This is a genomic window from Streptomyces sp. NPDC015032 (genome assembly GCF_043080425.1).
Taxonomy (GTDB): Bacteria; Actinomycetota; Actinomycetes; order Streptomycetales; family Streptomycetaceae; genus Streptomyces.
This window is the reverse complement of record NZ_JBIBVN010000001.1, coordinates 72,619-98,469: the sequence shown is the minus strand read 5'-3', so window position 1 is coordinate 98,469 and position 25,851 is coordinate 72,619. Positions and strand designations below refer to the sequence as shown.

The 25,851-nt window shown below is 69.9% G+C and carries 21 protein-coding genes and 2 tRNA genes; 20 read left to right on the top strand and 3 right to left on the bottom strand.

The annotated features are described in order from the left end of the window. The first annotated feature begins 10 nt into the window (after positions 1-10). Together ACF08M_RS00450 and ACF08M_RS00445 are read left to right on the top strand one after the other, a co-directional pair. A complete protein-coding gene (locus ACF08M_RS00450; RefSeq protein ID WP_392183023.1) occupies positions 11-613 on the top strand; it encodes a hypothetical protein in 603 nt (200 codons plus the stop codon). A 391-nt stretch (positions 614-1,004) separates the two neighbouring features. Further along, the gene (locus ACF08M_RS00445; RefSeq protein ID WP_392183022.1) at positions 1,005-2,153 is read left to right on the top strand and encodes a hypothetical protein; all 1,149 of its coding nucleotides are present in this window, start codon (positions 1,005-1,007) and stop codon (positions 2,151-2,153) included. Here ACF08M_RS00445 and ACF08M_RS00440 read toward each other — a convergent pair. Next, positions 2,077-3,234: a M48 family metallopeptidase gene (locus ACF08M_RS00440; protein WP_392183021.1), complete on the bottom strand. Its 1,158-nt coding sequence runs from the start codon at positions 3,232-3,234 to the stop codon at positions 2,077-2,079. The two genes, ACF08M_RS00445 and ACF08M_RS00440, sit on opposite strands and share 77 nt — an antisense overlap. Before the next feature lie 110 nt (positions 3,235-3,344). Here ACF08M_RS00440 and ACF08M_RS00435 point away from each other — a divergent pair, with 110 nt between their 5' ends. From ACF08M_RS00435 to ACF08M_RS00365, 15 genes are all read left to right on the top strand, one after another. Further along, on the top strand, positions 3,345-3,497 hold the full coding sequence (locus tag ACF08M_RS00435; RefSeq protein ID WP_392183020.1) for a hypothetical protein: 153 nt from the start codon (positions 3,345-3,347) through the stop codon (positions 3,495-3,497). Positions 3,498-3,581: 84 nt separating this feature from the next. Next, positions 3,582-3,746 (top strand): hypothetical protein, encoded by a 165-nt coding sequence (locus ACF08M_RS00430; RefSeq protein ID WP_392183019.1) that lies wholly within the window; start codon positions 3,582-3,584, stop codon positions 3,744-3,746. Positions 3,747-3,784: 38 nt separating this feature from the next. Next, a complete protein-coding gene (gene nadD / locus ACF08M_RS00425) occupies positions 3,785-4,402 on the top strand; it encodes a nicotinate-nucleotide adenylyltransferase (protein WP_392183018.1) in 618 nt (205 codons plus the stop codon). 19 nt (positions 4,403-4,421) lie between these two features. Next, the gene (locus tag ACF08M_RS00420) at positions 4,422-6,176 is read left to right on the top strand and encodes an LCP family protein (RefSeq protein ID WP_392183017.1); all 1,755 of its coding nucleotides are present in this window, start codon (positions 4,422-4,424) and stop codon (positions 6,174-6,176) included. Positions 6,177-6,290: 114 nt separating this feature from the next. Continuing rightward, entirely contained in the window at positions 6,291-6,722 is a 432-nt protein-coding gene (gene rsfS / locus ACF08M_RS00415; protein WP_362194100.1) for a ribosome silencing factor, read from the top strand. After that, on the top strand, positions 6,719-7,372 hold the full coding sequence (locus tag ACF08M_RS00410) for a histidine phosphatase family protein (protein ID WP_392183431.1): 654 nt from the start codon (positions 6,719-6,721) through the stop codon (positions 7,370-7,372). The genes rsfS and ACF08M_RS00410 overlap by 4 nt, the downstream gene beginning before the upstream one ends. Positions 7,373-7,535: 163 nt before the next feature. Next, positions 7,536-7,608: transfer RNA gene (locus ACF08M_RS00405), tRNA-Ala, on the top strand. 818 nt (positions 7,609-8,426) lie between these two features. Continuing rightward, on the top strand, positions 8,427-8,660 hold the full coding sequence (locus ACF08M_RS00400) for a hypothetical protein (protein WP_392183016.1): 234 nt from the start codon (positions 8,427-8,429) through the stop codon (positions 8,658-8,660). Between the two features lie 195 nt (positions 8,661-8,855). Beyond that, positions 8,856-8,928, top strand: a tRNA-Ala gene (locus ACF08M_RS00395). Between the two features lie 360 nt (positions 8,929-9,288). Beyond that, complete coding sequence (gene leuS / locus ACF08M_RS00390; protein ID WP_392183015.1) at positions 9,289-12,162, top strand: leucine--tRNA ligase; 2,874 nt, start codon at positions 9,289-9,291, stop codon at positions 12,160-12,162. A 222-nt stretch (positions 12,163-12,384) separates the two neighbouring features. After that, entirely contained in the window at positions 12,385-13,158 is a 774-nt protein-coding gene (locus ACF08M_RS00385; protein ID WP_392183014.1) for a hypothetical protein, read from the top strand. Positions 13,159-13,266: 108 nt separating this feature from the next. After that, positions 13,267-14,112, top strand: a complete 846-nt coding sequence (locus tag ACF08M_RS00380; protein ID WP_392183013.1) for a DegV family protein — start codon at positions 13,267-13,269, stop codon at positions 14,110-14,112. A 974-nt stretch (positions 14,113-15,086) separates the two neighbouring features. Then, positions 15,087-15,515: a helix-hairpin-helix domain-containing protein gene (locus ACF08M_RS00375; RefSeq protein WP_392183012.1), complete on the top strand. Its 429-nt coding sequence runs from the start codon at positions 15,087-15,089 to the stop codon at positions 15,513-15,515. Next, the gene (locus ACF08M_RS00370) at positions 15,512-18,091 is read left to right on the top strand and encodes a ComEC/Rec2 family competence protein (protein ID WP_392183011.1); all 2,580 of its coding nucleotides are present in this window, start codon (positions 15,512-15,514) and stop codon (positions 18,089-18,091) included. Before ACF08M_RS00375 ends, ACF08M_RS00370 begins: the two co-directional genes overlap by 4 nt. 232 nt (positions 18,092-18,323) lie before the next feature. Beyond that, positions 18,324-19,208: a YceI family protein gene (locus ACF08M_RS00365; protein WP_392183010.1), complete on the top strand. Its 885-nt coding sequence runs from the start codon at positions 18,324-18,326 to the stop codon at positions 19,206-19,208. A 235-nt stretch (positions 19,209-19,443) separates the two neighbouring features. Here the strand turns inward: ACF08M_RS00365 and ACF08M_RS00360 are convergent, their stop codons facing one another. Continuing rightward, positions 19,444-19,689 (bottom strand): hypothetical protein, encoded by a 246-nt coding sequence (locus ACF08M_RS00360; protein WP_392183009.1) that lies wholly within the window; start codon positions 19,687-19,689, stop codon positions 19,444-19,446. Between the two features lie 77 nt (positions 19,690-19,766). On the opposite strand from ACF08M_RS00360, the gene holA reads away from it, so the two are divergent. After that, positions 19,767-20,753, top strand: a complete 987-nt coding sequence (gene holA / locus ACF08M_RS00355; protein WP_392183008.1) for a DNA polymerase III subunit delta — start codon at positions 19,767-19,769, stop codon at positions 20,751-20,753. 260 nt (positions 20,754-21,013) lie between these two features. Here holA and rpsT read toward each other — a convergent pair whose 3' ends face one another. Then, positions 21,014-21,280 (bottom strand): 30S ribosomal protein S20, encoded by a 267-nt coding sequence (gene rpsT / locus ACF08M_RS00350; protein WP_392183007.1) that lies wholly within the window; start codon positions 21,278-21,280, stop codon positions 21,014-21,016. A 215-nt stretch (positions 21,281-21,495) separates the two neighbouring features. Here rpsT and lepA point away from each other — a divergent pair, with 215 nt between their 5' ends. Both lepA and ACF08M_RS00340 read left to right on the top strand, forming a co-directional pair. Next, positions 21,496-23,370 (top strand): translation elongation factor 4, encoded by a 1,875-nt coding sequence (gene lepA / locus ACF08M_RS00345; RefSeq protein WP_392183006.1) that lies wholly within the window; start codon positions 21,496-21,498, stop codon positions 23,368-23,370. Between the two features lie 385 nt (positions 23,371-23,755). After that, on the top strand, positions 23,756-25,645 hold the full coding sequence (locus ACF08M_RS00340; RefSeq protein WP_392183005.1) for an AMP-dependent synthetase/ligase: 1,890 nt from the start codon (positions 23,756-23,758) through the stop codon (positions 25,643-25,645). Positions 25,646-25,851 lie beyond the last annotated feature (206 nt).

Here is a 25,851-nt window from a genome sequence, read left to right as displayed (position 1 = left end):
GTCTGGAGCCGTGCCGGACGACGTGGGGGGCAGGCCGTTCCCGGACGGCTGGGAGCCCGACGACGACCGCGGGGGCGCGGACGAGGACTTCGCCTCCGTGGTATTCGACGAGGACTTCGTACGGGCCGCCGAGATCCATGAACCGACTGCGGTCGAGCGATTGCTCGCGGCCGCGCAGGCGCGCGCCGAGGCCGAGGCGTCCCGGGCGCGGGCGGGCGGCGGCCCGCTGGACGACGAGCTCCCCGACGAGGGATACGGGCCGGGCGGCGTATACGGCCACGGGAATGCCGACGGCGACCCGCTGGACCCCGATGGCGGCGCGTACGGCAGCAGCCCCTACGGGCGCCACGGCGGCGTCCTGCGCCCGTACCGGGGCGCGGCACGCTGGCACCGGCCGGTGGCCTGGCTGCTGGCCGTGCTGATGGGCATCGGAATGGTCGCACTGGCCTTCAGCGCCGTCTACCGCAACAGTTCGGGCAACCGCCAGGATCCCGCCCCGCCGCCCGCCACCACCGGGGTGGACAGCGCGCCCGGCCCCATCCCCAGCGCCGTCCCGTCGGCCTCGGCCGGCCACCTCCGCCCCACGGTCTCGGCGGTCCCGCGCATGGGCTGACGCCGCCGGACCGGACCGGACCGTGCGACCGGCGCGCTGTGCGGAGCGCACGCGCCTGCTGCCCCGCGGTGACCGCACCTCGTGCGAGGGCGCGCAGCCACGCGTTCCGATCCACCCCGATCAGGTTCCGAGAGCATCCCGCGCGCGTCCTGAGGGTGGTTCTCCGGGCTCCGGGGCAACTCTCGCGTGGTTCTCCTCGCGGCTCGGCGTTTACCTCGGTCGTAATCGACCTACCCTGAAGGTGTGACCCCTCTCTACGAGGGGGCTTCTCACTCGCCCGTACATGCGATGTCATGCGGACTCATGACGGGCAGGCCCTGTCCGAAGCCACTCGGCCGAAGCAGAGCGAAGCGTTTCGGCCCCGGTCGGTGACGTGGAGTCGGGAGAAGTCATGGCAGACCGTGGAGAACCACCGGAAGGCCCGCCCGAGAACGCGCCGGGCGGTGGTGAGGACGAATACCGGTCACTCGTCTTCGACGAGTCGTTCGTACGTGCTGCACGGCTGAAGGAATTCTCGGCCCAGGAGCGCATGGGGGACCACGCGCGCGCCGTACGCAGCCTCCCGCCCCGAAGCTTCCGAGCCGGCTCCAGAGCCGCCATCGCCCTGGTCCTCCTGATCGCCCTGGCCTTTGCGACTGCCGTGTACATGGGCTTCCGCCACCCCTACCCGGCGCCCGTCGGCAGACGGGCCGAGGCCCTCAGATCGACCGTCGTACCCCTGGCCCCCCAGGGCGCCGTACCCGGCGGTTCGGCCGCCGGGCTCCTCGCGAGGAGCCCGGCCGCGCAGTTCGCCAAAGGCGCCGAAGGCATCAATCTGCCGGCGATCCGGGGCACGGACAACTTCTCGGGCAGCCAGGTGGAGACGGCCCTGACCACGGTCAAGGACTATCTGGTGGCGTCCTCGCTCGACCCGGACGTCCTCACCGGCCGCGCGGTGCGACCGGTGGAACTGCTGCTCGACCCGGACCAGACGGCTCAGTTCGACCGCAGCATGAACCGACCGGACGACGACGGACAGCACGCCGCGGCCGGCTGGCTGGTGCGGTTCGACCCGGCGAAGGTGGCACTGGCCGGTCCGGACATCCGGGTCCGGGGCACCCTGAGCTACACCGAGGCGGGATCCGACACCCTGGAGGTGGCGTCGGACCACACCTTCACCTACACGCTCCGCCCGGCCGCCTCGGGGTCCCAACGGGCAGGGGGTGCCTCGCTCTTCACCGTACGGCGCGAGCTGCACTTCCGCTTCGACCGGGAAGACCTGCGGCTGCACCGGCTGGAGCTTCGCACCAGCTATGTCCTGGCCGGACCGCAGGCGTGCCCGACGGACACCACTGGTGCGCTGCGGCCGCTGCTCGCCGGGCAGCGAGCCGTCTCCCACGGCCCCGCGGGCACCGACCCGTACGCGACGGGCCGGCCCACGGCGGCACTCTGCGGAACGCTTGCGGCCGGCTCCCCGCAGCCGGTCAGCTCCCCGCAGTCCCCGGCCCGTCAGGGTCCCCAGGCTCCTCCGGTCGCGCAGAGCCCCCGGAGCCGCCCGTAGCACCACCCCTGGTGCTGTCCGCAGCACCGCTCCTGCCGCCCGTGCCCCCGCCCTGGCCGGTGAACTTGTCGCGGAGCTTGCCTCCCAGGTCCCCGGCGCCGCCCGCTATGTCGCCGACCAGCTTCATCAGCGGGTCCTTGCTGCTGCGCACCGCGTCCGCGTAGTGCGTCGCGGACTCCCGGAACGAGTCCGTCACCGAGGTGTCCTTGTCCTCGTCGCGTCGCGGGTAGTGGCCGTCCATGATCCGCTGGTAGTCCCGGGTCTCGGACCACTTCTTCAGCTCGGCCGCACGTACCGTGGTGAAGGGGTGCGAACGGGGCAGCAGATTGAGGATCTTGAGCACCGAGTCGCGCAGATCGCCGCCCTTCTCGTACTCGTCGGCCTGGGCGAGGAAGGCGTCCACATTCATCTCGTGCAGATGATTGCCGCCCGCGATCTTCATCAGACCGCGCATCGATGCCTGCAGATCCTGTCCGACGAGCAGTCCCGCCCGGTCGGCCGACAGCTCCGACTTGCGGAACCACTCGCGCAGTGCCGTGACGATCGCCATGATCGCGACATTGCCGAGCGGGATCCAGGCGACCTTCAACGCGATATTGGTGAGGAACAACAGGATCGTGCGGTACACGGCGTGGCCGGAGAGGGCGTGTCCCACCTCGTGGCCGATGACGGCCCGCATCTCCTCCTCGTCGAGCAGCTCCACCAGCCCCGTCGTCACCACGATGATCGGCTCGTCGAGGCCGATGCACATGGCATTGGGCTGCGGGTCCTGATTGACGTACATGGGCGGGACCTTCTCCAGGTCCAGGATGTAACAGGCGTCCCGCAGCATCTCGTTGAGATGGACGAACTGCGCGTCGCTCACCCGGACGGAGTCGGAGAGGAAGAGCAGTCGCAGGCTGCGCTCGGGCAGCAGACCGCTCAGTGTCTTGAACACGGTGTCGAAACCGCTCAGCTTGCGCAGGGCCACCAGGGCCGAACGGTCCGCCGGGTGTTCGTAGGCCCGGGACGAGATCCCGGCGAAGCGCCTGCGCTGCCTGCTCGGCACGTTCTCGTGGTTCTCGTGGCTGCGGTCGGTCATGAATGGGCCCCCTGTTCGTACGAGATGTCGCTCGCCCCCTGACAATTCCCAGCGTAGGTGCTGGGGCTACGGTGTGCGGGGGGCTGTGGATAACTGAGGAGACGCCCGACATGCCGCATACCGTTGCTCTGCTCGCCGCCGCATCCGAGGACCAGGGACCCGGCAACACACTCCGTGTCGTGCTGCTCGTCTCGCTCGTCGGAGCTGTCCTGCTCGGCTGGTTCCTGCTCCGCGGATACCGCAACGAAGACGACAACGACTGAGTCGGCGTGAGCGTGCCCGGGGCTCCCGCATACGATGTGCGCGACGTCTTCCTTCCGACTCCCGATCGATAGGTCCTGCCGAAGATGAGCCTCACGAGCACCGCACACCAGCTGGTCACCCTCGCCGCCGAGGGCGGCGAGCACGGTGGCAACCACGAAAGCCTCAGCCCGATTGTCACCGGGGGCGGTGCGTTCGTCGTGCTGCTGCTCCTGCTGTGGATCACCACCCGCTTCAACCGCGACCGCTGAGGCGGAGGCGTACAGCTGTGCCAGTAGGCTCTGCACGCATGGGAGAGCAGGAAGTGCCTACCGGTCGCGGAAAGCGCCGAATCGGCGTGATGGGCGGGACATTTGACCCGATTCATCATGGACACCTGGTGGCGGCCAGTGAAGTGGCCGCCCAGTTCCACCTCGACGAGGTGATCTTCGTTCCGACCGGGCAGCCGTGGCAGAAGAGCCACAAGCACGTCTCCCCGGCCGAGGACCGCTACCTGATGACGGTCATCGCTACGGCCTCCAACCCGCAGTTCTCGGTCAGCCGGAGCGACATCGACCGGAGCGGGCCGACCTACACCATCGATACGCTGCGCGACCTGCGCGCGATCCACGGCGACGCGGACCTCTTCTTCATCACCGGCGCCGACGCGCTCGCCCAGATCCTCACCTGGCGGAACGCCGACGAACTCTTCTCGCTCTCCCACTTCATCGGTGTGACGCGGCCGGGGCATGCACTCACGGACCCGGGCCTCCCGGAGGGCGGTGTCTCCCTCGTGGAAGTGCCCGCGCTCGCGATCTCGTCCACGGACTGCCGCCAGAGGGTCGCGCAGGGGGAACCGGTCTGGTACTTGGTGCCGGACGGTGTGGTCCGCTACATCGACAAGCGCCAGCTGTACCGCGGCGAATGAGCCACGCAGAGGGGCCCCGGTGAACGACCGACAGAACCCGTATGACCCGTACTACCAGCAGCCGCAGATCATCGGCTACGACGAGTACGGGCAGCCGGTGTACCAGCAGGCCGGACAGCAGGCGTACGACCCGTACGCGCCTCAGCAGCCGCAGCAGCTCCAGCAGCTTCAGCAGCAGCCGTATCAGGCCGACCAGGGGTACGGATACGACCCGTACGCCTCGTCCCAGCAGCCGCAGCAAGCACACCCGCAGGCGTACGCCCCATACGGCTCTCAGCCTCACCAGCAACCGCAACCGCAACAGCAGCCCCAGCAGGCCTACGGTGGCTACGACGGCTACGGCTACGACACCGGCCAGCAGCCCGCCGCGGTCGACACCGCCCAGCAGTGGAACGTCCCGCAGCAGGCCTCCTCGCAGCCCTCGCCCCCTCCCGCCCCCGCGCCGGTCACGCAGGAATCCCGGCCGGAGACCGACGCCGGGGCCGAGCCGGAACCGGCCGTTCCCGGGCAGCGCCGCGCCGACTACCGCACCGAGCAGTTCTCCTTCATCGAGGAGCCCGACGAGGACTCCGAAGACGTCATCGACTGGCTGAAGTTCACCGAAAGCCGCAGCGAGCGGCGCGAGGAGGCACGGCGCCGCGGACGCAACCGCGTGGTCGCGCTGATAGTCGTGGTGGTCCTGGTGGTGGTCGGCGGTGTCGGCTACCTCTGGTCCGCCGGAAAGATCCCCGGCCTCTCCGGTTCGGAGAAGGACAACACGGCGTCGACGGGCCCGCAGCAGCGGGACGTCATTGTGATCCACCTGCACGACACCAAGAAGGGCGGCACCTCCACGGCGCTGCTCGTCGACAATGCGACGACCAAGCAGGGGACCACGGTTCTGCTCCCCAACTCGCTCGGGGTCTCCGACGACGGGGGTGCCACGACGACCCTCGGCAAGTCCGTCGAGGACGATGGCACCACCGGCACCCGCGAGTCCATCGACACACTGCTCGGCACCAGGATCAGCGGCACGTGGCGGCTGGATACCCCTTACCTGGAGACTCTTGTCGATCTGGTCGGCAGCATCGAGGTCGACACCGACACCGAGGTGCCCGATACGAAGAAGGGTGTTTCCCCCCTGGTGAAGAAGGGCGAGGCGCAGACCCTCAGCGGTCAGATGGCCGTCGCGTACGCCACCTACCGGGCGCCCGGTGAGAACGAGGCGAAGCAGCTCACGCGGTTCGGGGAGGTCCTGCGGGGTGTTCTGCGGAAGATCTCGGACGATCCGAAGGCCGCCACGGTCACCGTCCAGACGATGGCGCAGATCCTCGACCCGTCGCTCCCCGAGAAGGACCTGGGCGCCTCCCTGGCGAAGCTTGCCCAGCGCGCCAAGATCGGCGACTACAAGACCACACTGCTGCCGGTGCAGCCCGACGGCACACTCACCGAGGCGGCCACCGAGAGCGTCGTCAAGGACGTCCTGGGCGGCACGCTGAAGGCTCCGGCGGCCGACGCGACGGTGCGGGTCGGAGTCAAGAACGCCACCGGGGACAAGGACGGTGCCGAGTCCGCCCGGATCAAGCTGGTCAACGGAGGCTATGCCTTCGTCGGTGGTGGTACGGCCGACCCCGCGGCTCTCTCCGAAGTCCTCTACGGGACCGCGGCGGACAAGGAGAAGGCGGTGCAGGTCGCCAAGACCCTGGGCCTGCCGACGAGCGCGGTGAAGCAGGGCAAGCCCGCCGCGAACGCGGATGTGTCCGTCGTGCTCGGCCAGAACTACAAGGTCAAGTGACCGGGGCCGCGCCGCCCGGATGACGCCGGCTCGGCCTCCGAGCGTTCGCTGCGTGGGCTGTCGGCGGTCCGTGAGACCCTAGGGGTTGATCTGACCGCCGACGAAAGCCTGCTTGTGACCGCCACGGACCGCTCCATCGAGCTCATCAACGCCGCCGCCCAGGCGGCCGCCGACCGGCTCGCGCACGACATCATTGCGTACGACGTCAGCGATGTGCTGTCGATCACGGACGCCTTCCTGCTGGCCTCGGCCCCCAATGACCGCCAGGTCAAGTCGATCGTCGACGAGATCGAGGAGCGGCTCCAGAAGGAGCTCGGCGCGAAGCCGGTACGCCGTGAGGGCGACCGCGACGCGCGCTGGATCCTCCTCGACTACGTCGACATCGTCATTCACGTCCAGCACAGCGAGGAGCGCGTCTTCTACGCGCTGGAGCGTCTCTGGAAGGACTGCCCCGAGATCGCGCTCCCCGAGGACGCCGTCAAGACCCGCGGCAAGGCCGCGGAGCACGCCCAGCTCACCGGCAGCACGGACGGTGAGCAGAGCTGAACGGCAGCGGAAGCGGCAGGGGCCGCCGGATCGTTCTCTGGCGACACGGCCAGACGGCATGGAATCTGGAGCGCCGGTTCCAGGGCTCCACGGACATCGCGCTCACCGACGCCGGTATCGGGCAGGCCCAGCGGGCCGCCCGGCTGCTCGCCTCGCTGAGGCCGGACGCGATCGTCGCCTCCGATCTGCAGCGGGCGGCCGCAACGGCTGCCGAGCTCGCCGCGATCACCGGCCTCGAAGTCGCGCACGACGAGGGGCTGCGGGAGACCTACGCCGGCGCCTGGCAGGGCCTCACTCATGAGGAGATCGTCGGGCAGTACGGCGAGCAGTACGCCGCGTGGAAGCGCGGCGAGCCCGTGCGGCGCGGCGGCGGCGAGTTGGAGACCGAGGTCGCCGACCGGGCCGCCCCGGTCGTGCTCGGACATGCCGACAAGCTGCCCGACAGCGGCACGCTCGTCGTGGTCAGCCACGGCGGCACCATCCGCACCACCATCGGTCGGCTGCTGGGCCTGGAGTCGCACCACTGGGAAGGGCTCGGCGGGCTCTCCAACTGCTGCTGGTCGGTGCTGGGGGAGGGCGCGCGCGGCTGGCGCCTGCTGGAGCACAACGCAGGCACGCTGCCCGAGCCGGTGCTCGGCGACGACACCTAAGGGCCCCCAGCCCCAGCTGTGACAGCACCTGCGAGCACCGGGGTGGCGAGAGTGTTTGGGCCGCCTGCGGGGCGGTGTCGGCCGGATTTCACTTTCTGGCTGGTCACAGGCTAAAGTTCTTCTTGTTCGCGGGGCGGAAACGCAGGGAAACACAGCGAACAGCGGGGCTATAGCTCAGTTGGTAGAGCGCCTGCATGGCATGCAGGAGGTCAGGAGTTCAATTCTCCTTAGCTCCACAATCAAGATCCCGTCCTCATCAGAGGGCGGGATCTTTGTGTTCTCCCTGACCGTTTCCTCCGACACGTTCCCGCCGGCCGTGCGCGCGCTCACGCCTCCCGGTGCTCCGGTATTCGCAGGCGGGGATCCGTGACGGGTCCCTCTCCGGGGCCGAGCAGACCGCCTCTGCCCGCCGAGGTGGACGCGACTGGCTTTTCCCGGCGAACGGCCGCCGCTCCCGATCGGGCGGACGATTCCTGGTTGACCAACACCATCGGGTACGCCGACGTCAGCCGGAGACGGGCCGTGAACTCATGCTTCACAGCCTGCCGTTCCGCGGGCTCCGGCAGTCGGATCCGTCAACGGGGTGCCGCTCGGGCGGTGTTGCGGGTTCTCGTGGTGATGGCGGTCGACGCGGCCTCCTCTTCGCGTGGGCGTCTCGCCGCTCGGCAGGATCCGTCCCAACCGCCTTGCTGCGCCGGGGTGCAGGGGCCGGGGCCCGCGGTGTGAGCACGTGCTCCCGCGTTGTCGGTGGCCGCACCGACGGGTGCGTCGGCGGGTCTCGTGCGGCATCGGCGATCGACCGGATATCCACCGGGCTGACCCCCTTGCGGGGTCATGGCAGAATCGGAACGCCGGAGGGGGCGACGGACCGAACGGGAGGGAGCGCGCGATGCATGCGAGTCGCCACGAGGTCCCGGACCTGCTCCTTGTCCCCGAACGCCACGCCCGCGCCGTTCGCCTTGACGGTGGTCCGTTCCGTGCCACCCACGTGCTCGGCGGGAACGGTGGAGTCTCCCGCGTGTGCACTGCCCGTGGCCGAAGCCGGAGCTGATTCATGGGTGCGCACAGGCGGAAATGTGACTGGTGCGGCAGTGGTACGCCCATCGTCAGGGACATGGATCCGGTCAATCCCGAGTACCAGTACTGGTGCGAGGAGTGTGCGCGGGCGCTGGTCATAAAGGGCGACCCGATCGAGACCTACCGGGAACTCGAAGGGGAGCCGATCTACGGGCGCCTGCTGGAGGAGCACTGCACGCTCAAGCGCTTCTACTCCTTCGCCACTGCATGAGCCCAGGCACGCTCCCGTATTCCATGTGCTCCCGGTGCTCACGGTGCCCCCGTGCGCCCGTGCGTCGCCCCTGACCGAGGTGCCGCGAAATCGGTCAAATGCGGGCAGGCGGGAAACGATTTGGTGGACGGGCGGGGTCACCGGTAATGTTCTCGATGTCGCCAGGGGCAAGCGAAACCGGGTGACACACAACACGGGGCTATAGCTCAGTTGGTAGAGCGCCTGCATGGCATGCAGGAGGTCAGGAGTTCAATTCTCCTTAGCTCCACAGTGAAGAAGTGGGAAACGGGTCATCCATACAGGGTGTCTCGTTTTTCATGTCTCCGTGTCGACTGCATCCGCGTCGACGTCGATTGTTTCGCGGGGGCTCCGCCGTACGGTCACACTCGTTGCCCCGTCCATGGATCGGCCGTGTCCTGACCGGCTCCGGACCCGTGCGGTACCCTGGCGCCATGCGTGCCGTACGCCTTCTGCTTAGCGAGCCGCGCTGATCAGTCCCGACCGGTGAGAATGCCTGGTCGGAATCGGCGCGGCGTCCCCTCCTGTGCGAGGGGATTTTTCGTTTCCGTAGACGCGTGTCCGTAGACGTGGGCGCCGGCAGATGACGATCGATGGAGCTTTGAGGATCATGAGCGAGACGAATTCCGCAGCCGAGACGGCTGCGCCGCACCGCTACACGGCGGCGATGGCCGCCGACATCGAGGCACGCTGGCAGGACTTCTGGGACGCCGAGGGCACGTACGAGGCGCCGAATCCGACCGGTGACCTGGCAGGCGATCCGGATCTGGCCGCCAAGCCGAAGAAGTTCATCATGGACATGTTCCCGTACCCCTCGGGTGCGGGCCTGCACGTCGGTCACCCGCTGGGCTACATCGCCACCGACGTCTTCGCCCGCCACCAGCGGATGACCGGGCACAATGTGCTGCACACCCTGGGCTTCGACGCCTTCGGCCTGCCCGCGGAGCAGTACGCCGTGCAGACCGGCACGCACCCGCGGGTCTCCACCGAGGCCAACATCGAGAACATGACTGCCCAGCTGCGCCGGCTGGGCCTGGGTCACGACAAGCGCCGCTCGTTCGCCACGATCGAGTCGGAGTACTACAAGTGGACTCAGTGGATCTTCCTGCAGATCTTCAACTCCTGGTACGACGCCGAGGCCGACCGGGCCCGCCCGATCGGTGAGCTGGTCGCGCAGTTCGAGAGCGGTTCGCGTGCCACCCCGGACGGCCGTGACTGGAGCGCCCTGAGCGCCGTCGAGCGCGCGGACGTCCTGAGCGAGTACCGCCTGGCGTACGCCTCCGATGCGCCCGTCAACTGGTCGCCGGGCCTGGGTACGGTACTGGCCAATGAAGAGGTGACGGCCGACGGCCGCTCCGAGCGCGGCAATTTCCCCGTCTTCAAGGCCAAGCTGCGCCAGTGGAACATGCGCATCACGGCCTACGCCGACCGGCTGCTGAACGACCTGGACGGGCTGGACTGGCCCGAGGCCATCAAGCTGCAGCAGCGCAACTGGATCGGGCGTTCCGAGGGCGCGCGGGTCGACTTCCCGGTCGACGGCGCCGGTGCCGTCACGGTCTTCACCACCCGCCAGGACACCCTGTTCGGTGCCACCTACATGGTGCTGGCACCCGAGCACGAGCTGGTCGAGCGGATCATTCCGGCCGCCTGGCCCGAGGGCACCCACCCGGTGTGGACCGGTGGACACGCGTCCCCGGCCGAGGCCGTCACCGCGTACCGCAAGCTGGCCGCCGCCAAGTCCGACGTGGAGCGGCAGGCCGAGGCCAAGGACAAGACCGGGGTCTTCACCGGTGCGTACGCGACCAACCCGGTCAGCGGCGAGAAGGTGCCCGTCTTCATCGCCGACTACGTCCTGATGGGTTACGGCACCGGCGCGATCATGGCCGTGCCGGCGCACGACGCACGCGACTTCGCCTTCGCGCGCGCCTTCGAGCTGCCGATGCGCTGCGTGGTCCAGCCGTCGGACGACCGTGGTACGGACCCCTCGACGTGGGACGACGCCTTCTCCTCGTACGAGGCGAAGCTGGTCAACTCCGCCAATGACGAGATCTCGCTGAACGGTCTGGGCGTCGTGGACGCCAAGACGAAGATCACCGAGTGGCTGAAGGAGCACGGCGTCGGTGAGGGCACCGTCAACTTCCGGCTGCGGGACTGGCTGTTCAGCCGTCAGCGCTACTGGGGCGAGCCCTTCCCGATCGTCTACGACGAGGACGGCATCGCGCACCCGCTGCCCGAGTCGATGCTGCCTCTGGAGCTGCCGGAGGTCGACGACTACTCGCCGCGTACCTTCGACCCCGACGACGCCGACACCCAGCCCGAGACCCCGCTGTCCCGGAACGCCGACTGGGTCAACGTCACCCTGGACCTGGGCGACGGAAACGGTCCCAGGAAGTACCGCCGCGAGACCAACACCATGCCCAACTGGGCCGGCTCCTGCTGGTACGAGCTGCGCTATCTGGACCCGAACAACGACCGGAAGCTGGTCGACCCGGCGATCGAGCAGTACTGGATGGGCCCGCGCGAGGGGCAGCCGGCCGGCGGTGTCGACCTGTACGTCGGCGGCGCCGAGCACGCCGTCCTGCACCTGCTGTACGCCCGCTTCTGGTCCAAGGTGCTGCACGACCTGGGACACATCTCGTCCACCGAGCCGTTCCACAAGCTGTACAACCAGGGCATGATCCAGGCGTTCGTCTACCGGGACAGCCGCGGGATCGCGGTCCCGGCGGCCGAGGTCGAGGAGCGCGACGGACAGTTCTACCACCAGGGCGAGAAGGTCAGCCGCGTCCTGGGCAAGATGGGCAAGTCCCTGAAGAACGCCGTCACACCGGACGAGATCTGCGCCGAGTACGGGGCGGACACGCTGCGCCTGTACGAGATGGCGATGGGTCCCCTGGATGTCTCGCGGCCGTGGGACACGCGTGCTGTCGTGGGCCAGTACCGGCTGCTGCAGCGGCTGTGGCGCAATGTCGTCGACGAGGAGACCGGCCAGGTCACCGTCGTCGACACCGAGCCCGGTGAGGAGACGCTGCGGGCGCTGCACAAGGCGATCGACGGAGTCGGCCAGGACATGGCCGGGATGCGTTTCAACACGGCCATTGCCAAGGTCACCGAGCTGAACAATCACCTGACCAAGGCGGGTGGCCCGCTGTCCCGGAGCGTCGCCGAGTCGCTGGTGCTGCTGGTGGCGCCGCTGGCGCCGCACATCGCCGAGGAGCTGTGGCGTCGGCTGGGCCGCACCGGGTCGGTCGTGCACCAGGACTTCCCCGTCGCCGACCCGGCGTACGTCGTGGACGAGACCGTGACCTGTGTCGTGCAGGTCAAGGGCAAGGTCAAGGCGCGCCTGGAGATCTCCCCGTCGATCGCGGACGAGGAGCTGGAAGCACTGGCCCTGGCCGATCCGGCCGTGATCGCCGCGCTGGACGGCGCGGGCATCCGCAAGGTGATCGTGCGGGCGCCGAAGCTGGTCAACATCGTCCCTGCGTGACGGCGCTGTCGTCTTGGAGCGAAGGCGCTGATCGTTCTCCGTACGAGGGCGGCCGGCGTCCCCACGTGACGGTCGTGGGACAGCCGTCGGCTGTCCCACGACGGTGTGGGGGCATTCCCCTACGGGCAGGTTGGGGGTTTCGAAGGAACCCTCGGCCTGCCCTTTCCGTTTACGGTGGAGGGGCCGGCACCCGGCAGCCGAAACGACATGCAAGGGGCGCTCATGGAAGCCGTGATCCTGATTCTGGGGTTGCTCTTTTTCGCGTTCGTGGCCCTGGGCGTGTATGTGGGCGTCAAGGCCATCGGCGTGGCGAAGCGGGGTGTGGACCGTACGATCACGCAGGCGCGCCGGACCGTGGAGGACACCACGCTGCGGGCCAAGAGCTACGGCCAGATGGGTGTGGGCGGAGAGCTGGCGCAGCTGCGGCTCGTGCTGCGCACATCCATGCGGGCCACGCAGGAGGCGTTGCAGGCGGGAGTCGCCGAGGATGCCTCGCTCTCGGAGTCACTGGGCCTCTTCCAGCGGCTGAGTGTGCACGGGCGAGAGCTGGACGACGACCTGAAGAGACTGGAGCGCGAGCCCGACCGTGCGACGGTTGCCTCGATGCTGCCGGGCCTGAAGCAGCGTACGGAGCGGATCACCCACTCCGCGGATTCGCTGCGGTGGGCCGCCCGGGACCGGGCGCGGCGGTTCACCGAGGACGATCTGGACGCGCTGAACGCCCAGATCGATGTGGAGGCCGGGGCGCTGCGGCACTGGACGGTGGAGCCGGACGGACCGGTCCACGGGCAGGGACAGCCCCAGGGCGACGGCCGCGATCAGGGACAGGGCCGGGAGACCGCGCCGGGGCAGGGACAGAAACAGGGATGGGCGAGCCGGCCGGGGCAGGAAGGCCGGCCCGCCGGCGATACGGCGCAGGCGATCACGGCTGCGGACCCGCTGCAGCAGACCCCGTACCCGTGGCAGAAGGCGGCTCGGCCGGAAGCGACGAACTGAGGCGCTCGATGACCGGCGGTGACCTGATGCGGTCCGAAGCGGTCCGGAGCGATCATTCGGTCGGGGTCGGACTGCCGGGCCGAGGACTTGCCAGGTAACCTCCCGCTCATGTCCCGCCATGTCGCGATCGTGACCGACTCCACGGCCTACCTGCCGCCCGAGGCGATGGAACGGCACGGCATCGCCACGGTGCCGCTGACCGTCGTCCTCGGTGATCAGGCGCTGGAGGACGGCACCGAGATCTCGGCCCGCTCCCTCGCACTGGCACTCCAGAAGCGTCGTCCCGTGACAACTTCCCGCCCCAGCCCGGAGGTCTTCGCCGCCGCGTACCGGGCGGCGGCCGGGGCCGGAGCAGACGGCGTCGTCTCGCTGCACCTCTCGGCCGAGATCTCGGGCACCTACGATGCCGCCCTGCTCGCGGCGAAGGACGCGCCGATTCCGGTACGGGTGGTGGACACCGGAATGGTGGCCATGGCCCTCGGATTCTGCGCCCTGGCGGCGGCGGAGACGGCGGAGGCGGGTGGGAGCCTGGACGAGGCGGTCGCGGCCGCGGAGAAGCGGGCCGCGGGCACCTCCGCGTACTTCTACGTCGACACGCTGGACTATCTGCGCCGCGGCGGTCGCATCGGTACGGCGCAGGCACTGCTGGGATCGGCGCTCGCCGTGAAGCCGCTGCTCCAACTGGACGGCGGCCGTATCGAACTGCTGGAGAAGGTCCGGACGGCCTCGAAGGCGATCGCGCGCCTGGAGGAGATCGTCGCGGAACATGCGGGCCTCGACCAGGTGGACATCGCCGTGCATCACCTGGCGGCACCCGAGAGGGCCGAGCGACTCGCCGAGCGGCTGCGCGAGCGGGTGCCGGGCCTGGTCGATCTGCACGTCAGCGAGGTGGGCGCGGTGATCGGTGCGCACACCGGGCCCGGGCTGCTCGGAGCTGTGGTCTCACCGCGCTGAGCCGGTTCACGGCCCTTGGTTCCTGGGTCCCGGCCCTTGCTTCCTGGATCTCGGCCCTCGGATCTCACTCCTGGAGGTGGCCGAGTTATCCACAACTGGTCGGTTGTCCACCGGAATCGGGTCCGCTCAGCGGGTTCGGACGGATGTGCCTACCGTCGTGAGGCATGGCTCCCCGATCACATCGTGAAACCAGTGGAAGCGGCAGTGGCCCCGGCCGTGCTCGTAGCGGTCCCGGCCTCGGCCCCGGACGACGACGGTCCCTGCGTGGGCGTGCGGACGTCGTGGCGGCGGTTTCGCGTCGTCGGGCGGACGCCCTCATGGGAGGGGCATGCTGCGGACGGGGCGCGCAGCCTGTCCTCGGGGCTGCCGCAACTCCGGACCCGGCCCTGGCTCCGGCTTCGGCTCCCGTTCCCGATTCCACTCCGGCCCCAGCTCGGGCTCCCGATCCGGCTCCGGCCCCAGCTCGGGCTCCCGATCCGGCTCCGGCTCCGGCTTCCTTTTCGGTGTTCGCTCCGGCCTCGGCCTCGGCCTCGATTCCGGCTCCGGTTCCGGCTTCGGCCTCGGCTCCGGGCCTGACACCGAACCCGAACCCGGCCACTGGCGGAGCCACGGCGATGGCTACCGCTTCCGCGCAGGCCTCGACGCCGGTTTCGGCGCCGAGTGCGACATCGGCCCCGGGGTTGTGGGAGAGGGTGGTTCCCGCGCTGAGGGAGCGGATTCCGGTGTGGCTCCAGCTCAGATGCGGAGTGGAGCCAAGGACCCTTGCCGCGCTGACCGTTGTCCTGATCGCGGCCGCGGTCTTCGCCGCGGTGCATTTCTGGTCCGCGCGCCCCCACTCCGTAAAAGCTCCCGATCCGGTCAACGAAGCTGTGGGCGCCAGGGCATCGGAACCGACGCCGGGGATGGCCGGAGCACCCGAGCCGTCACCGGGGCCGCCACCCGCGACAGGGCCGGGTGGGCACATCGTCGTCGATGTGAGCGGGAAGGTGCGGAGGCCGGGAATCCACCAACTGCCGTCCGGCGCACGGGTCGCCGATGCGATCAGGGCCGCCGGTGGCGCCCGGCCCGGTGCCGACCTCGCCGGGCTCAACCGGGCGCGGGTGCTCATGGACGGGGAACAGATCGTGGTGGGTGTTCCCCCGGGCCCTCAAGCCACCGGCGGCACGGGAGGAGCCGCTGCGGGCGGCACCGGCAGCAGCGGTCCCGCGGCAGGGCCGGTCAGCCTCAACCTGGCGACCGTCGAACAACTCGACACCCTGCCCGGTGTCGGCCCGGTCCTCGCCCAGCACATCGTCGACTACCGCACACAGCACGGCGGTTTCCGTTCTGTCGACGAACTCCGCGAGGTCAACGGGATCGGCGATCGCCGGTTCGCCGATCTCCAACCGCTGGTGGGGCCGTGAATCACCTGGATGTCCACGCGGCCTCGGGCCGACGGCTGGGTTCCTCCGACCCCAGGCAGGAGGGGCCGCTCGACCTTCGGCTGGTTCCACCGGCCTCGGCGGCCTGGGCCGGAGCGGCGCTCGCGATCAGTGCGCCTGGACGGTGGACCACGGCGGGCGTGCTGCTGTGCGTCGGCGCCGCCATGGTCCTTCTGGCGATGTCCGGAGTCTCGGCTGCCCGTGCAGTGCGTGGTTCGTCGGCCGACGCCGGGGGAGGGGCGGCGGATGACGAGAGTGCGGTACGCAACCGGTGGCGGCCGCACACCACCGCAACCGCGACCGCTGCCGTGCTGCTCTGTGCCGCGGCCGGGGCCGCTTCGGCCGGGTGGCACGGCGCGGATGTACGGCAGGGACCGGTCCGCGAGCTGGCTCAGCGGTTCGCGAGGGTCGACGCGGAGGTGACGGTGACGACCGACGCCCGGCGGACCGTGCCCCGGGTGCGGGGCGACCACAGCACGCCCGCAGCCCTCCTCATGGATGCCGAGATCACCCGACTGACCGGGCCCGATGGTGCGGTCACCCGGCTGCATACGCCAGTACTGCTGATCGTCTCGCCCGGCGGATCGATGGCACGGTGGCAGCAGTTGCTCCCCTCCACCCGGCTGCGCGTCGGAGGCCGGCTGGCGCCACCGCTGCACGAGGGGGAGCGCAATGCCGCCGTACTGCGGCCGGAGGGCAAGGGCCCGCCGCACATCACCGGTCCCCCTTCGCCGGTCCAGCGTATGGCGGGTGCTCTGCGTGGGGGCCTGCGGCAGGCGACCGAGCGGCTCGATCCCGATGCGCGGGCGCTCCTGCCTGGCCTGGTGGTCGGCGACACGTCACGGGTCACGCCGGAACTGCACGACGCCTTCCAGGCGGCCGACCTCACCCACCTGATGGCGGTCTCCGGCGCCAACCTGGCGATCCTGCTCGTTCTCCTGATCGGGCCGCCGGGCACCGCCACGCGCGTCGAACGCCGCGGTCTGGCACCCCGGTTGGGGATTTCGCTGCGGATGACCGCATTGCTCGGCGGCGGACTCACGCTCGCCTTCGTCATCGTCTGCCGACCGGAGCCGAGCGTGCTGCGGTCCGCGGCCTGCGGACTGATCACCCTGCTCGCCATCGGCACGGGGCGCCGCAGATCACTGATCCCCGCGCTGGCCGCCGCGGTCCTTCTGCTGGTGCTGTACGACCCGTGGATGGCGCGCAGTTACGGTTTCATCCTCTCCGTCCTGGCCACCGGCGCCCTGCTCACCATCGCCCCGAAGTGGAGCGACGCACTGCGACGGCGCCGAATGCCGCCCCGGATCGCCGAGGCGCTCGCCGCGGCCGCTGCTGCGCAGGCGGTGTGCGCACCGGTCGTCGTGCTGCTCGCCTCCCGGGTCAGCCTGGTGGCGATCCCGTGCAATCTGCTGGCCGAGTTCGCGGTGGCGCCGGCCACGGTCCTCGGGTTCGCCGTACTCACCCTGGCGCCGATGGCCATGCCGGTGGCGGAGCTGCTCGCCCGGATCGCGGGGTGGCCGGCCGGGTGGATCGCCTCGGTGGCGCGTACCGGGGCGGCGCTGCCCGGGGCGGAGATCGACTGGCCCGACGGCGGGAAGGGCGCGCTCCTGCTCGCCGCGCTGACGGTGGCGGTGGTGCCGGCCGCGCGTCGTGTCGTGCGCCATCCCTGGATCTGCTCGGCCGCCGCGCTGCTGCTGATTCTCGTGGTGCTGCGTCCGGTGCCGCTCACCCGGATACTGACCGGATGGCCGCCGCCGGACTGGGCGTTCGCGATGTGCGACGTCGGTCAGGGCGATTCCCTCGTGCTGGCCGCGGGGGGCCGCAAGGGTGTGGTCGTCGACACCGGTCCCGATCCCCGGCTCGCCGACCGGTGCCTGCGCGAGCTGGGCATCACCGAGGTGCCGCTCCTGGTCCTCACGCACTTCCACGCGGACCATGTCCGAGGGCTGCCCGGTGTGCTGCGGGGCAGAGCGGTGGGGGCGATCCAGACGACGAACCTGGACGAACCGCCGGATCAGGTCGCGTTCGTACGGAGAACGGCCGCCGCGGCCGACGTCCCGCTGGTGCGGGCCGTCCCCGGTGAACGCCGCCGGATCGGTCCCCTCGACTGGCGAGTCCTGTGGCCCGCGGGCGGCACGGGGGCGGTCGGTGCGCCGATGGTCCGGGGAGCCGGATACGGTCCCGTACCGCAGGAGCCGAATGATGCCAGCGTCACCCTGTACGTCCGGGCGGGCCGGTTGACCCTGTTGCTCCTGGGCGACCTCGAACCCCCGGCCCAGCAGGGGGTGTTGCGCAGGTATCCCGTCCTGCCACGGGTGGACGTTCTCAAGGTCGCCCATCATGGCTCCGCCCATCAGGACCCCGCTCTGCTGCGCAGTGCGCACCCGAGACTCGCCCTGGTGAGCGTGGGCAGGGACAACCCGTACGGTCACCCGGCCCCGCGCACCCTCGACGCGCTCCGAGCCGGCGGAGCGGTGGTGCTGCGCACGGACACGGACGGTGCGATCGCCGTGGCGGGTGCCGGGACGGGACTGAGAGCGGTGGGCAGCTCATGAGCCCCGCTCCGTCGGTGGGGCACCGGCAGCACGCACGAGCCGATGGCGGCCGAAAGTGGGGTGGCCAATTCGGACCATCGGTAACACCTCTACTCAAGCCCCTGCGAGCTGCTCCGTTTGCCTCGAACGCCACAATGGTGATCGAATGCATGCTCGTCGGTGGGCCGCTGCTCCGACGAGGACGTCCAGCCGTCAGGGCCCAAGGTGAATCGCCTCCGAGGGTAGGTAGAAGATGTTCGGCCGTTGGCTGGGAAGCAGGAGAGCGACGGATGCCGGGCGCGGCAACGCCCTCGCCGGGCTGGAGGTCCCACACACCGCCGGAGTGCTCAGTTGCCGGGTGCTCGACCCCGCCAACGCGATCGTGCCGCAGGCCGAGTTCGTCGTCACGGACAGCGCGGGCCGTAAGGTCGTCAGTGGTGAGACGGACCCGTACGGCAACGTACTCGCCACCGTTCCGGTCGGCGAGTACCGAGTGGCCGTCACGGCCGAGGGGTTCACCCCGTTCCACGGTGCGGCCACGGTCGTCGAGGGCGGCCACGCCGGCCTCGGTGACGTGACGCTGCAGCTCTCCGCGCCCCCGCAGTTGCCCGACCCGGGCGAGTGGGAAGTCGAGCCGATGCACTCGCAGATCGGCTTCACGGCCCGGCACATCGGCATGGCACGCATCCACGGCCGGTTCAACACCTTCGCCGGCGCGGTCCGGATCGCCGACCGCATGGAGAACTCGGCCATGCACGTGATCATCGACGCCGCGTCGATCGACACGAACGTCCAGATGCGCGACGACCATCTGCGTTCCGGCGACTTCCTCGACGTGGGCCGCTATCCGACGCTGGAGTTCTACAGCGACCGCTTCGTCCACCGCGGCGGCACGCGCTGGGGTGTGACCGGCGCGCTCACGCTGCACGGCGTCAGCCGCACGGTCACGCTCGACACCCAGTATCTCGGCCTGGGCAACGGCCTGGAGGGCGAGACCCGCGCCGCCTGCCGGGCCACCACGGAGCTGCACCGCGAGGACTTCACCCTGACCTGGCAGACCATGCTGGCCCGCGGCATCGCGGCCGTCGGCTCCAGCATCTCCATCGACATGGACATCCAGATCGTCCCCAAGAGCTGAGCCGGCAAGGCGTCCCGCTGTCCCGCTGCCCCGCTAAGGGATGTCCCGTAATCCCTGGCGGGCGCACGACGACAGCTACTTCCCCAAGCTCTCGGCTGCGCTCGAGCAGGGGAGGCTCCATCCTCGCCGCGTTGTCGGAACGTCCGAATACATCCAGTATGCGGATGTTCCTCCGCCTTGCGATGCACCGCATCTGACGCCGCGCGCTGATCCACCAGGGATTACGGGACAGCCCTTAGGGCGCTTCGAGCCACCCGTCGTACTCCGCGGCGAACGCGTCGAGCGCAGCGGAGTCCAGCCGCCCCGACGGGTCCTCCACGACCACCAGCCACTGGGCGTCCTCGGCGTCGTCCTCGCCGGCCAGTGCGTCGCGTACGAGCTGGGGTTCCTCGGAGACCCCGAAGCGGTCGCCGAGCTCTCCGGCCACCTCCTCCGCGGCGTCGCGGTCGGGCAGCACCAGCACATGTCTCACATCGCTCACCGGCCCATTCTTCCGTACGGCGTGCGTCGTTGCTCCGGCGGCGGGGTTGTCGGTGGCGCGTGGGATGCTGGAGGGCGATGGCCACCAGAAGGAATTCCACCGACGATCCGCTCGCCCCCCTCACGCTCGCCGTGGGGCAGGAGGACCTGCTCCTCGACCGTGCCGTGCAACAGGTGGTGGCGGCGGCCCGTGCCGCCGACTCCGACACGGATGTCCGCGACCTCACCTCCGACCAGCTCCAGCCCGGCACCCTCGCCGAGCTGACGAGCCCGTCGCTCTTCGCCGAGCGCAAGGTGGTGATCGTGCGCAATGCACAGGATCTCTCCGCCGACACGATCAAGGACGTCAAGGCGTACCTCGGCGATCCGGTCGAGGAGATCACCCTCGTTCTGCTCCACGCGGGCGGCGCCAAGGGCAAGGGCCTGCTGGACGCGGCGCGCAAGGCCGGGGCACGGGAGGTCGCCTGTCCGAAGACGACCAAACCGGCCGAGCGGCTCTCGTTTGTACGCTCGGAGTTCCGGGCGCTGGGGCGCTCGGCGACCCCCGAGGCGTGCCAGGCGCTGGTCGATTCCATCGGCAGCGATCTGCGGGAGCTGGCGAGTGCGGCCTCGCAGCTCGTCGCGGATGTCGAGGGCACGATCGACGAGGCGGTCGTCGCCCGCTACTACACGGGCCGCGCCGAGGCGTCGAGCTTCACGGTCGCCGACCGCGCGGTGGAGGGGCGGGCGGCGGAAGCGCTTGAGGCGCTGCGCTGGTCGCTGTCGACCGGGGTGGCGCCCGTGCTGATCACCAGCGCGCTGGCGCAGGGTGTACGGGCGATCGGCAAGCTGTCCTCGGCCCGCGGGGGCCGTCCCGCGGACCTCGCCCGTGAGCTGGGCATGCCGCCGTGGAAGATCGACCGGGTACGCCAGCAGATGCGTGGCTGGACGCCGGACGGCGTGGCCGTGGCGCTGCGGGCGGTCGCGGATGCGGACGCGGGGGTCAAGGGAGGCGGCGACGACCCGGAGTACGCGTTGGAGAAGGCCGTGGTCGCGGTGGCGCGGGCGGCGCGGTCCGGGCGGTAGGAGGGGTGCGCCGGCTGGATGGGGCGAGGGCTCCGGACGGAGTGCGGGCTCGGGGGCGTCCTCACGTGCCGGACGGGCCGGACAGCGAGTACGCCGAAGGCCCCGGCCTTCGCTCTGGGGAGAGCGGCGGCCGGGGCCTTCGGATCACACTCGGTGCGCCGCACCCGCGTGGCGAACGCAGGTTCGGTGTGCGGCGCGGGGGCCGGGCAGGGGCGGGAGAGAGGGCCCGCTGGTCCGTTCCGGCGATCACATCAGAATGCTCAGCCCTGGAGGGAGGCAACCTTGGAGGCCAGCGCCGACTTCTTGTTGGCGGCGGCGTTCTTGTGGATGACACCCTTCGAGACGGCCTTGTCCAGCGCACGGGAGGCGTCGCGAGCGGCCGTGGTGGCCTTCTCGACGTCACCGGCGACGGCAGCCTCACGGGCCTTGCGGATAGCGGTCTTGAGCGAGGACTTGACGGCCTTGTTGCGCAGGCGCGCCTTCTCGTTCGTCTTGTTCCGCTTCATCTGGGACTTGATGTTCGCCACGAAAGAGCCTTTTCAGGTTCGTTGGATCTTCGATGTGCGCCCCATGGCCCGAGAGGGTCGCGAGGCACAGCTGTCAACGGTACCAGTCCCGCTCCGACCGGCCCAAACCGGTCCCTGCCCCGCAACCATGGGACGATGGAGGCTACGTATCGATCCGACCGAACCGACATCGACCCGAGACACGGCGTTCGGCGTCTCAAGAATCAGGACCCTGCGTGCCCGCGACTCCTACCCACGTGCCCGAGCCGAGTCGTACCGACCCGGCGCTGATCCGCAACTTCTGCATCATCGCGCACATCGACCACGGCAAGTCGACCCTTGCCGACCGGATGCTTCAGCTGACGGGCGTGGTCGACCAGCGGCAGATGCGCGCTCAGTACCTCGACCGGATGGACATCGAGCGCGAGCGCGGCATCACCATCAAGTCCCAGGCGGTACGTCTGCCCTGGGCGCCCAACACGGGCGAGGACCAGGGCCGCACCCATGTCCTCAACATGATCGACACCCCGGGCCACGTGGACTTCACCTACGAGGTCTCCCGTTCGCTCGCCGCTTGCGAGGGCACGATCCTGCTGGTCGACGCCGCGCAGGGCATCGAGGCCCAGACGCTGGCCAACCTCTACCTGGCGATGGAGAACGACCTCACCATCGTCCCGGTGCTCAACAAGATCGACCTGCCGGCCGCGCAGCCGGAGAAGTTCTCCGAGGAACTGGCCAACCTCATCGGCTGCCGGCCGGAGGACGTCCTCAAGGTCTCGGCGAAGACCGGTATGGGCGTGGACGCCCTGCTCGACCGGGTGGTCCAGGACGTTCCGGCCCCGATCGGCAAGGCCGACGCCCCCGCCCGCGCGATGATCTTCGACTCGGTCTACGACTCCTACCGGGGCGTCGTCACGTACGTCCGAGTCGTCGACGGCCAGCTCAACAAGCGCGAGCGGATCCGGATGATGTCCACCGGCGCCACGCACGAGCTGCTGGAGATCGGGGTCTCCTCCCCGGAGATGACCCCGGCCGACGGCCTCGGCGTGGGTGAGGTCGGCTACATCATCACCGGCGTGAAGGACGTCCGGCAGTCCAAGGTCGGTGACACCATCACCTCCCTGAACAAGGGCGCGACCGAGGCTCTGGGCGGCTACAAGGACCCGAAGCCGATGGTGTTCTCGGGCCTGTACCCGCTGGACGGCTCGGACTACCCGGACCTGCGCGAGGCGCTCGACAAGCTCCAGCTCAACGACGCCGCCCTGGTGTACGAGCCGGAGACCTCCGCCGCGCTCGGCTTCGGCTTCCGCGTCGGCTTCCTCGGGCTGCTCCACCTCGATGTGATCCGCGAGCGGCTGGAGCGCGAGTTCGGTCTCGAACTCATCGCCACCGCCCCCAACGTGGTCTACCGCGTGGATATGGAGGACGGCACCGAGCACACCGTCACCAATCCGAGCGAATTCCCCGAGGGCAAGATCGACAAGGTGCACGAGCCCGTCGTGCGCGCCACGGTCCTGGCACCCAGCGAGTTCATCGGCGCGATCATGGAGCTCTGCCAGAACCGGCGTGGCACCCTGCTCGGCATGGACTACCTCTCCGAGGACCGGGTCGAGATCCGCTACACCCTGCCGCTCGCCGAGATCGTCTTCGATTTCTTCGACCAGCTGAAGTCCAAGACCCGGGGCTACGCCTCCCTCGACTACGAGCCCACCGGCGAGCAGTCCGCCCAGCTCGTCAAGGTCGACATCCTGCTGCACGGCGACAAGGTCGACGCGTTCTCCGCGGTCACGCACAAGGACAAGGCGTACGCGTACGGCGTGCGGCTCGTCGCCAAGCTGCGCGAGCTGATCCCGCGGCAGAACTTCGAGGTGCCGATCCAGGCCGCCATCGGCTCCCGGGTCATCGCCCGTGAGACCGTCCGCGCCATCCGCAAGGATGTCCTCGCCAAGTGCTACGGCGGTGACATCTCCCGTAAGCGGAAGCTGCTGGAGAAGCAGAAGGAAGGCAAGAAGCGGATGAAGATGGTCGGCAATGTGGAGGTGCCGCAGGAGGCCTTCATCGCCGTGCTGTCGACGGACGAGTCGGGCGGGGACGGCAAGGGCAAGAAGTAGCCCGCCGCCGCGAGGCTGGGGGGACGCGTTCCGCGCCGGCTTCCGCGAGGCCGCGGAACGAGGGGCTCCGGACCGGCTTCCGTCCCGGCTCCGGCTTGACCCTACTCGGTGGTAGCCCAACGGGCCCTTGTGACGCAGCGCACTGCGGCACAGGGGCCCGTTCGTTATGAAGCGACGGCCCGTTGCCTCTTACGCGGCGGACGCGGGCGCTCTACCCTGATCACGGCCTCGTAGTTACTCGCCAGTTAAACAAGCGGGATCGAGCATCGCGGGCCGGACTCCACAGGACAGACCCGCAGACGTACGCAGGAACACGCACAGGAACAAGCAGCAAGCAGCAACCAGCAGCCGGTCGTGAAGCACTGCCGCAGGCCCGGAGGATGTCGTGAGCGACGCACAGACCCTGATCGAGAACCGACCGCCCTCCGTGGCGAACCTCTTCGCCGACCGCGTGGCGGCCACCCCGGACGAGGAGGCCTACCGCTACCCGGTCCCTTCGGCCGCCGGCGAGGGGCCCGACGAGTGGAGGTCGCTGAGCTGGGCGCAGGCCGCCGAGCGGGTGTACGCCGTCGCGGCCGGGCTGATCGGTCTGGGCGTGCAGCCGGAGGAGCGGGTCGCGCTCGCCGCCAGTACCCGGGTGGAATGGATCCTCGTCGACCTCGGTGTGATGTGCGCGGGCGCCGCCACCACCACGATCTACCCGTCGACCAACGCCGAGGAATCGGCGTTCATCCTCTCCGACTCCGAGAGCCGGGTGCTGATCGCCGAGGACGCCGGCCAGCTGGCCAAGGCCCGTGAGCGCCGCGCCGAGCTGCCGAACCTCGCCCATGTCGTCGTCATCGACCCCGAGGGCGCCGGGCCCGCCGAGGGCGACCCCGAGGGCTGGATGCTCACCCTCGCCGACCTGGAGGCCCGCGGCGCCGAGCACCTGGCGAAGAACCCCGACGTCGTCAAGGAGCGGATCGCCGCGATCACGGCCGACCAGCTGGCCACCCTGATCTACACCTCGGGCACCACCGGCCGCCCCAAGGGCGTACGCCTGCCGCACGACAACTGGTCGTACATGGCCAAGGCCACCGCCGGGACCGGGCTGATCACCAAGGACGACGTCCAGTACCTCTGGCTGCCGCTCGCCCATGTCTTCGGCAAGGTCCTCACCTCCGGCCAGATCGAGGTCGGCCACGTCACCGCCGTGGACGGCCGGGTCGACAAGATCATCGAAAACCTGCCGGTGGTCCAGCCGACGTACATGGCCGCGGTCCCCCGTATCTTCGAGAAGGTCTACAACGGCGTCGCCGCCAAGGCGCGGGCCGGCGGCGCGGCCAAGTACAAGATCTTTCAGTGGGCGGCCGGGGTCGCCCGCGAGTACGCGACCGTCTCGCAGGACAACTTCCGGCACACCGGCACGGCCTCCGTCCCCTTCGCGCTCGGCGCCAAGCACAAGGTCGCCGACACCCTCGTCTTCGCGAAGATCCGCGAGGCCTTCGGCGGTCGGCTGCGTGCCTGTATCTCCGGCTCCGCGGCGCTCGCCCCCGACATCGGCTACTTCTTCGCGGGCGCCGGCATCCACATCCTGGAGGGCTACGGCCTCACCGAGACCAGCGCCGCCTCCTTCGTCAACCCGGGCGAGGCATACCGCACCGGCACCGTCGGCAAGCCGCTCCCCGGCACCGAGGTACGGATCGCCGACGACGGCGAGATCCTGCTGCGCGGCCCCGGCCTGATGGAGGGCTACCAGGGGCTGCCGGAGAAGACCGCCGAGGTGCTGGAGGCGGACGGCTGGTTCCACACCGGTGACATCGGAGAGCTGTCCGTGGACGGCTACCTCCGGATCACCGACCGCAAGAAGGACCTCATCAAGACGTCCGGCGGCAAGTACATCGCCCCGGCGGAGGTCGAGGGGCAGTTCAAGGCGGTCTGCCCGTTCGTCTCCAACATCCTGGTGCACGGCGCGGACCGCAACTTCTGCACCGCCCTGATCGCGCTCGACGAGCCGACCATCCTCGGCTGGGCCGCCGAGAACGGCCTGGGCGGGAAGTCGTACGCCGACGTAGTGGCCTCCCCGCAGGCCGTCGAGCTCATCGAGGGCTATGTGAAGCGGCTCAACGAGGGGCTGCAGCGCTGGCAGACCATCAAGAAGTTCCGGCTGCTGCCCCGCGATCTCGACATCGAGCACGGCGAACTGACGCCCAGTCTCAAACTGAAGCGGCCGGTCGTCGAGCGTGAGTACAAGGGCCTCATCGACGACATGTACGCGGGGGCCCGCGAGGCGTAAGAGGCGTACGAGGCTTACGAATCGCGGGCGAGGTCGTTGCCACGGGCTGTCAGCACAGGCCGTGCGGCAGTCCGTTGCGCGGGTCGGCGCATGTGGCGGGGGGGGGGGGGGGGGGGGCCCCGGGGCCCCCCCCCCCCCCCCCCGCCCCCCCCCCCCCCCCCCCACAACGACCACACCACGACGCCCGCGAGGGGGGGGGCGGCGGG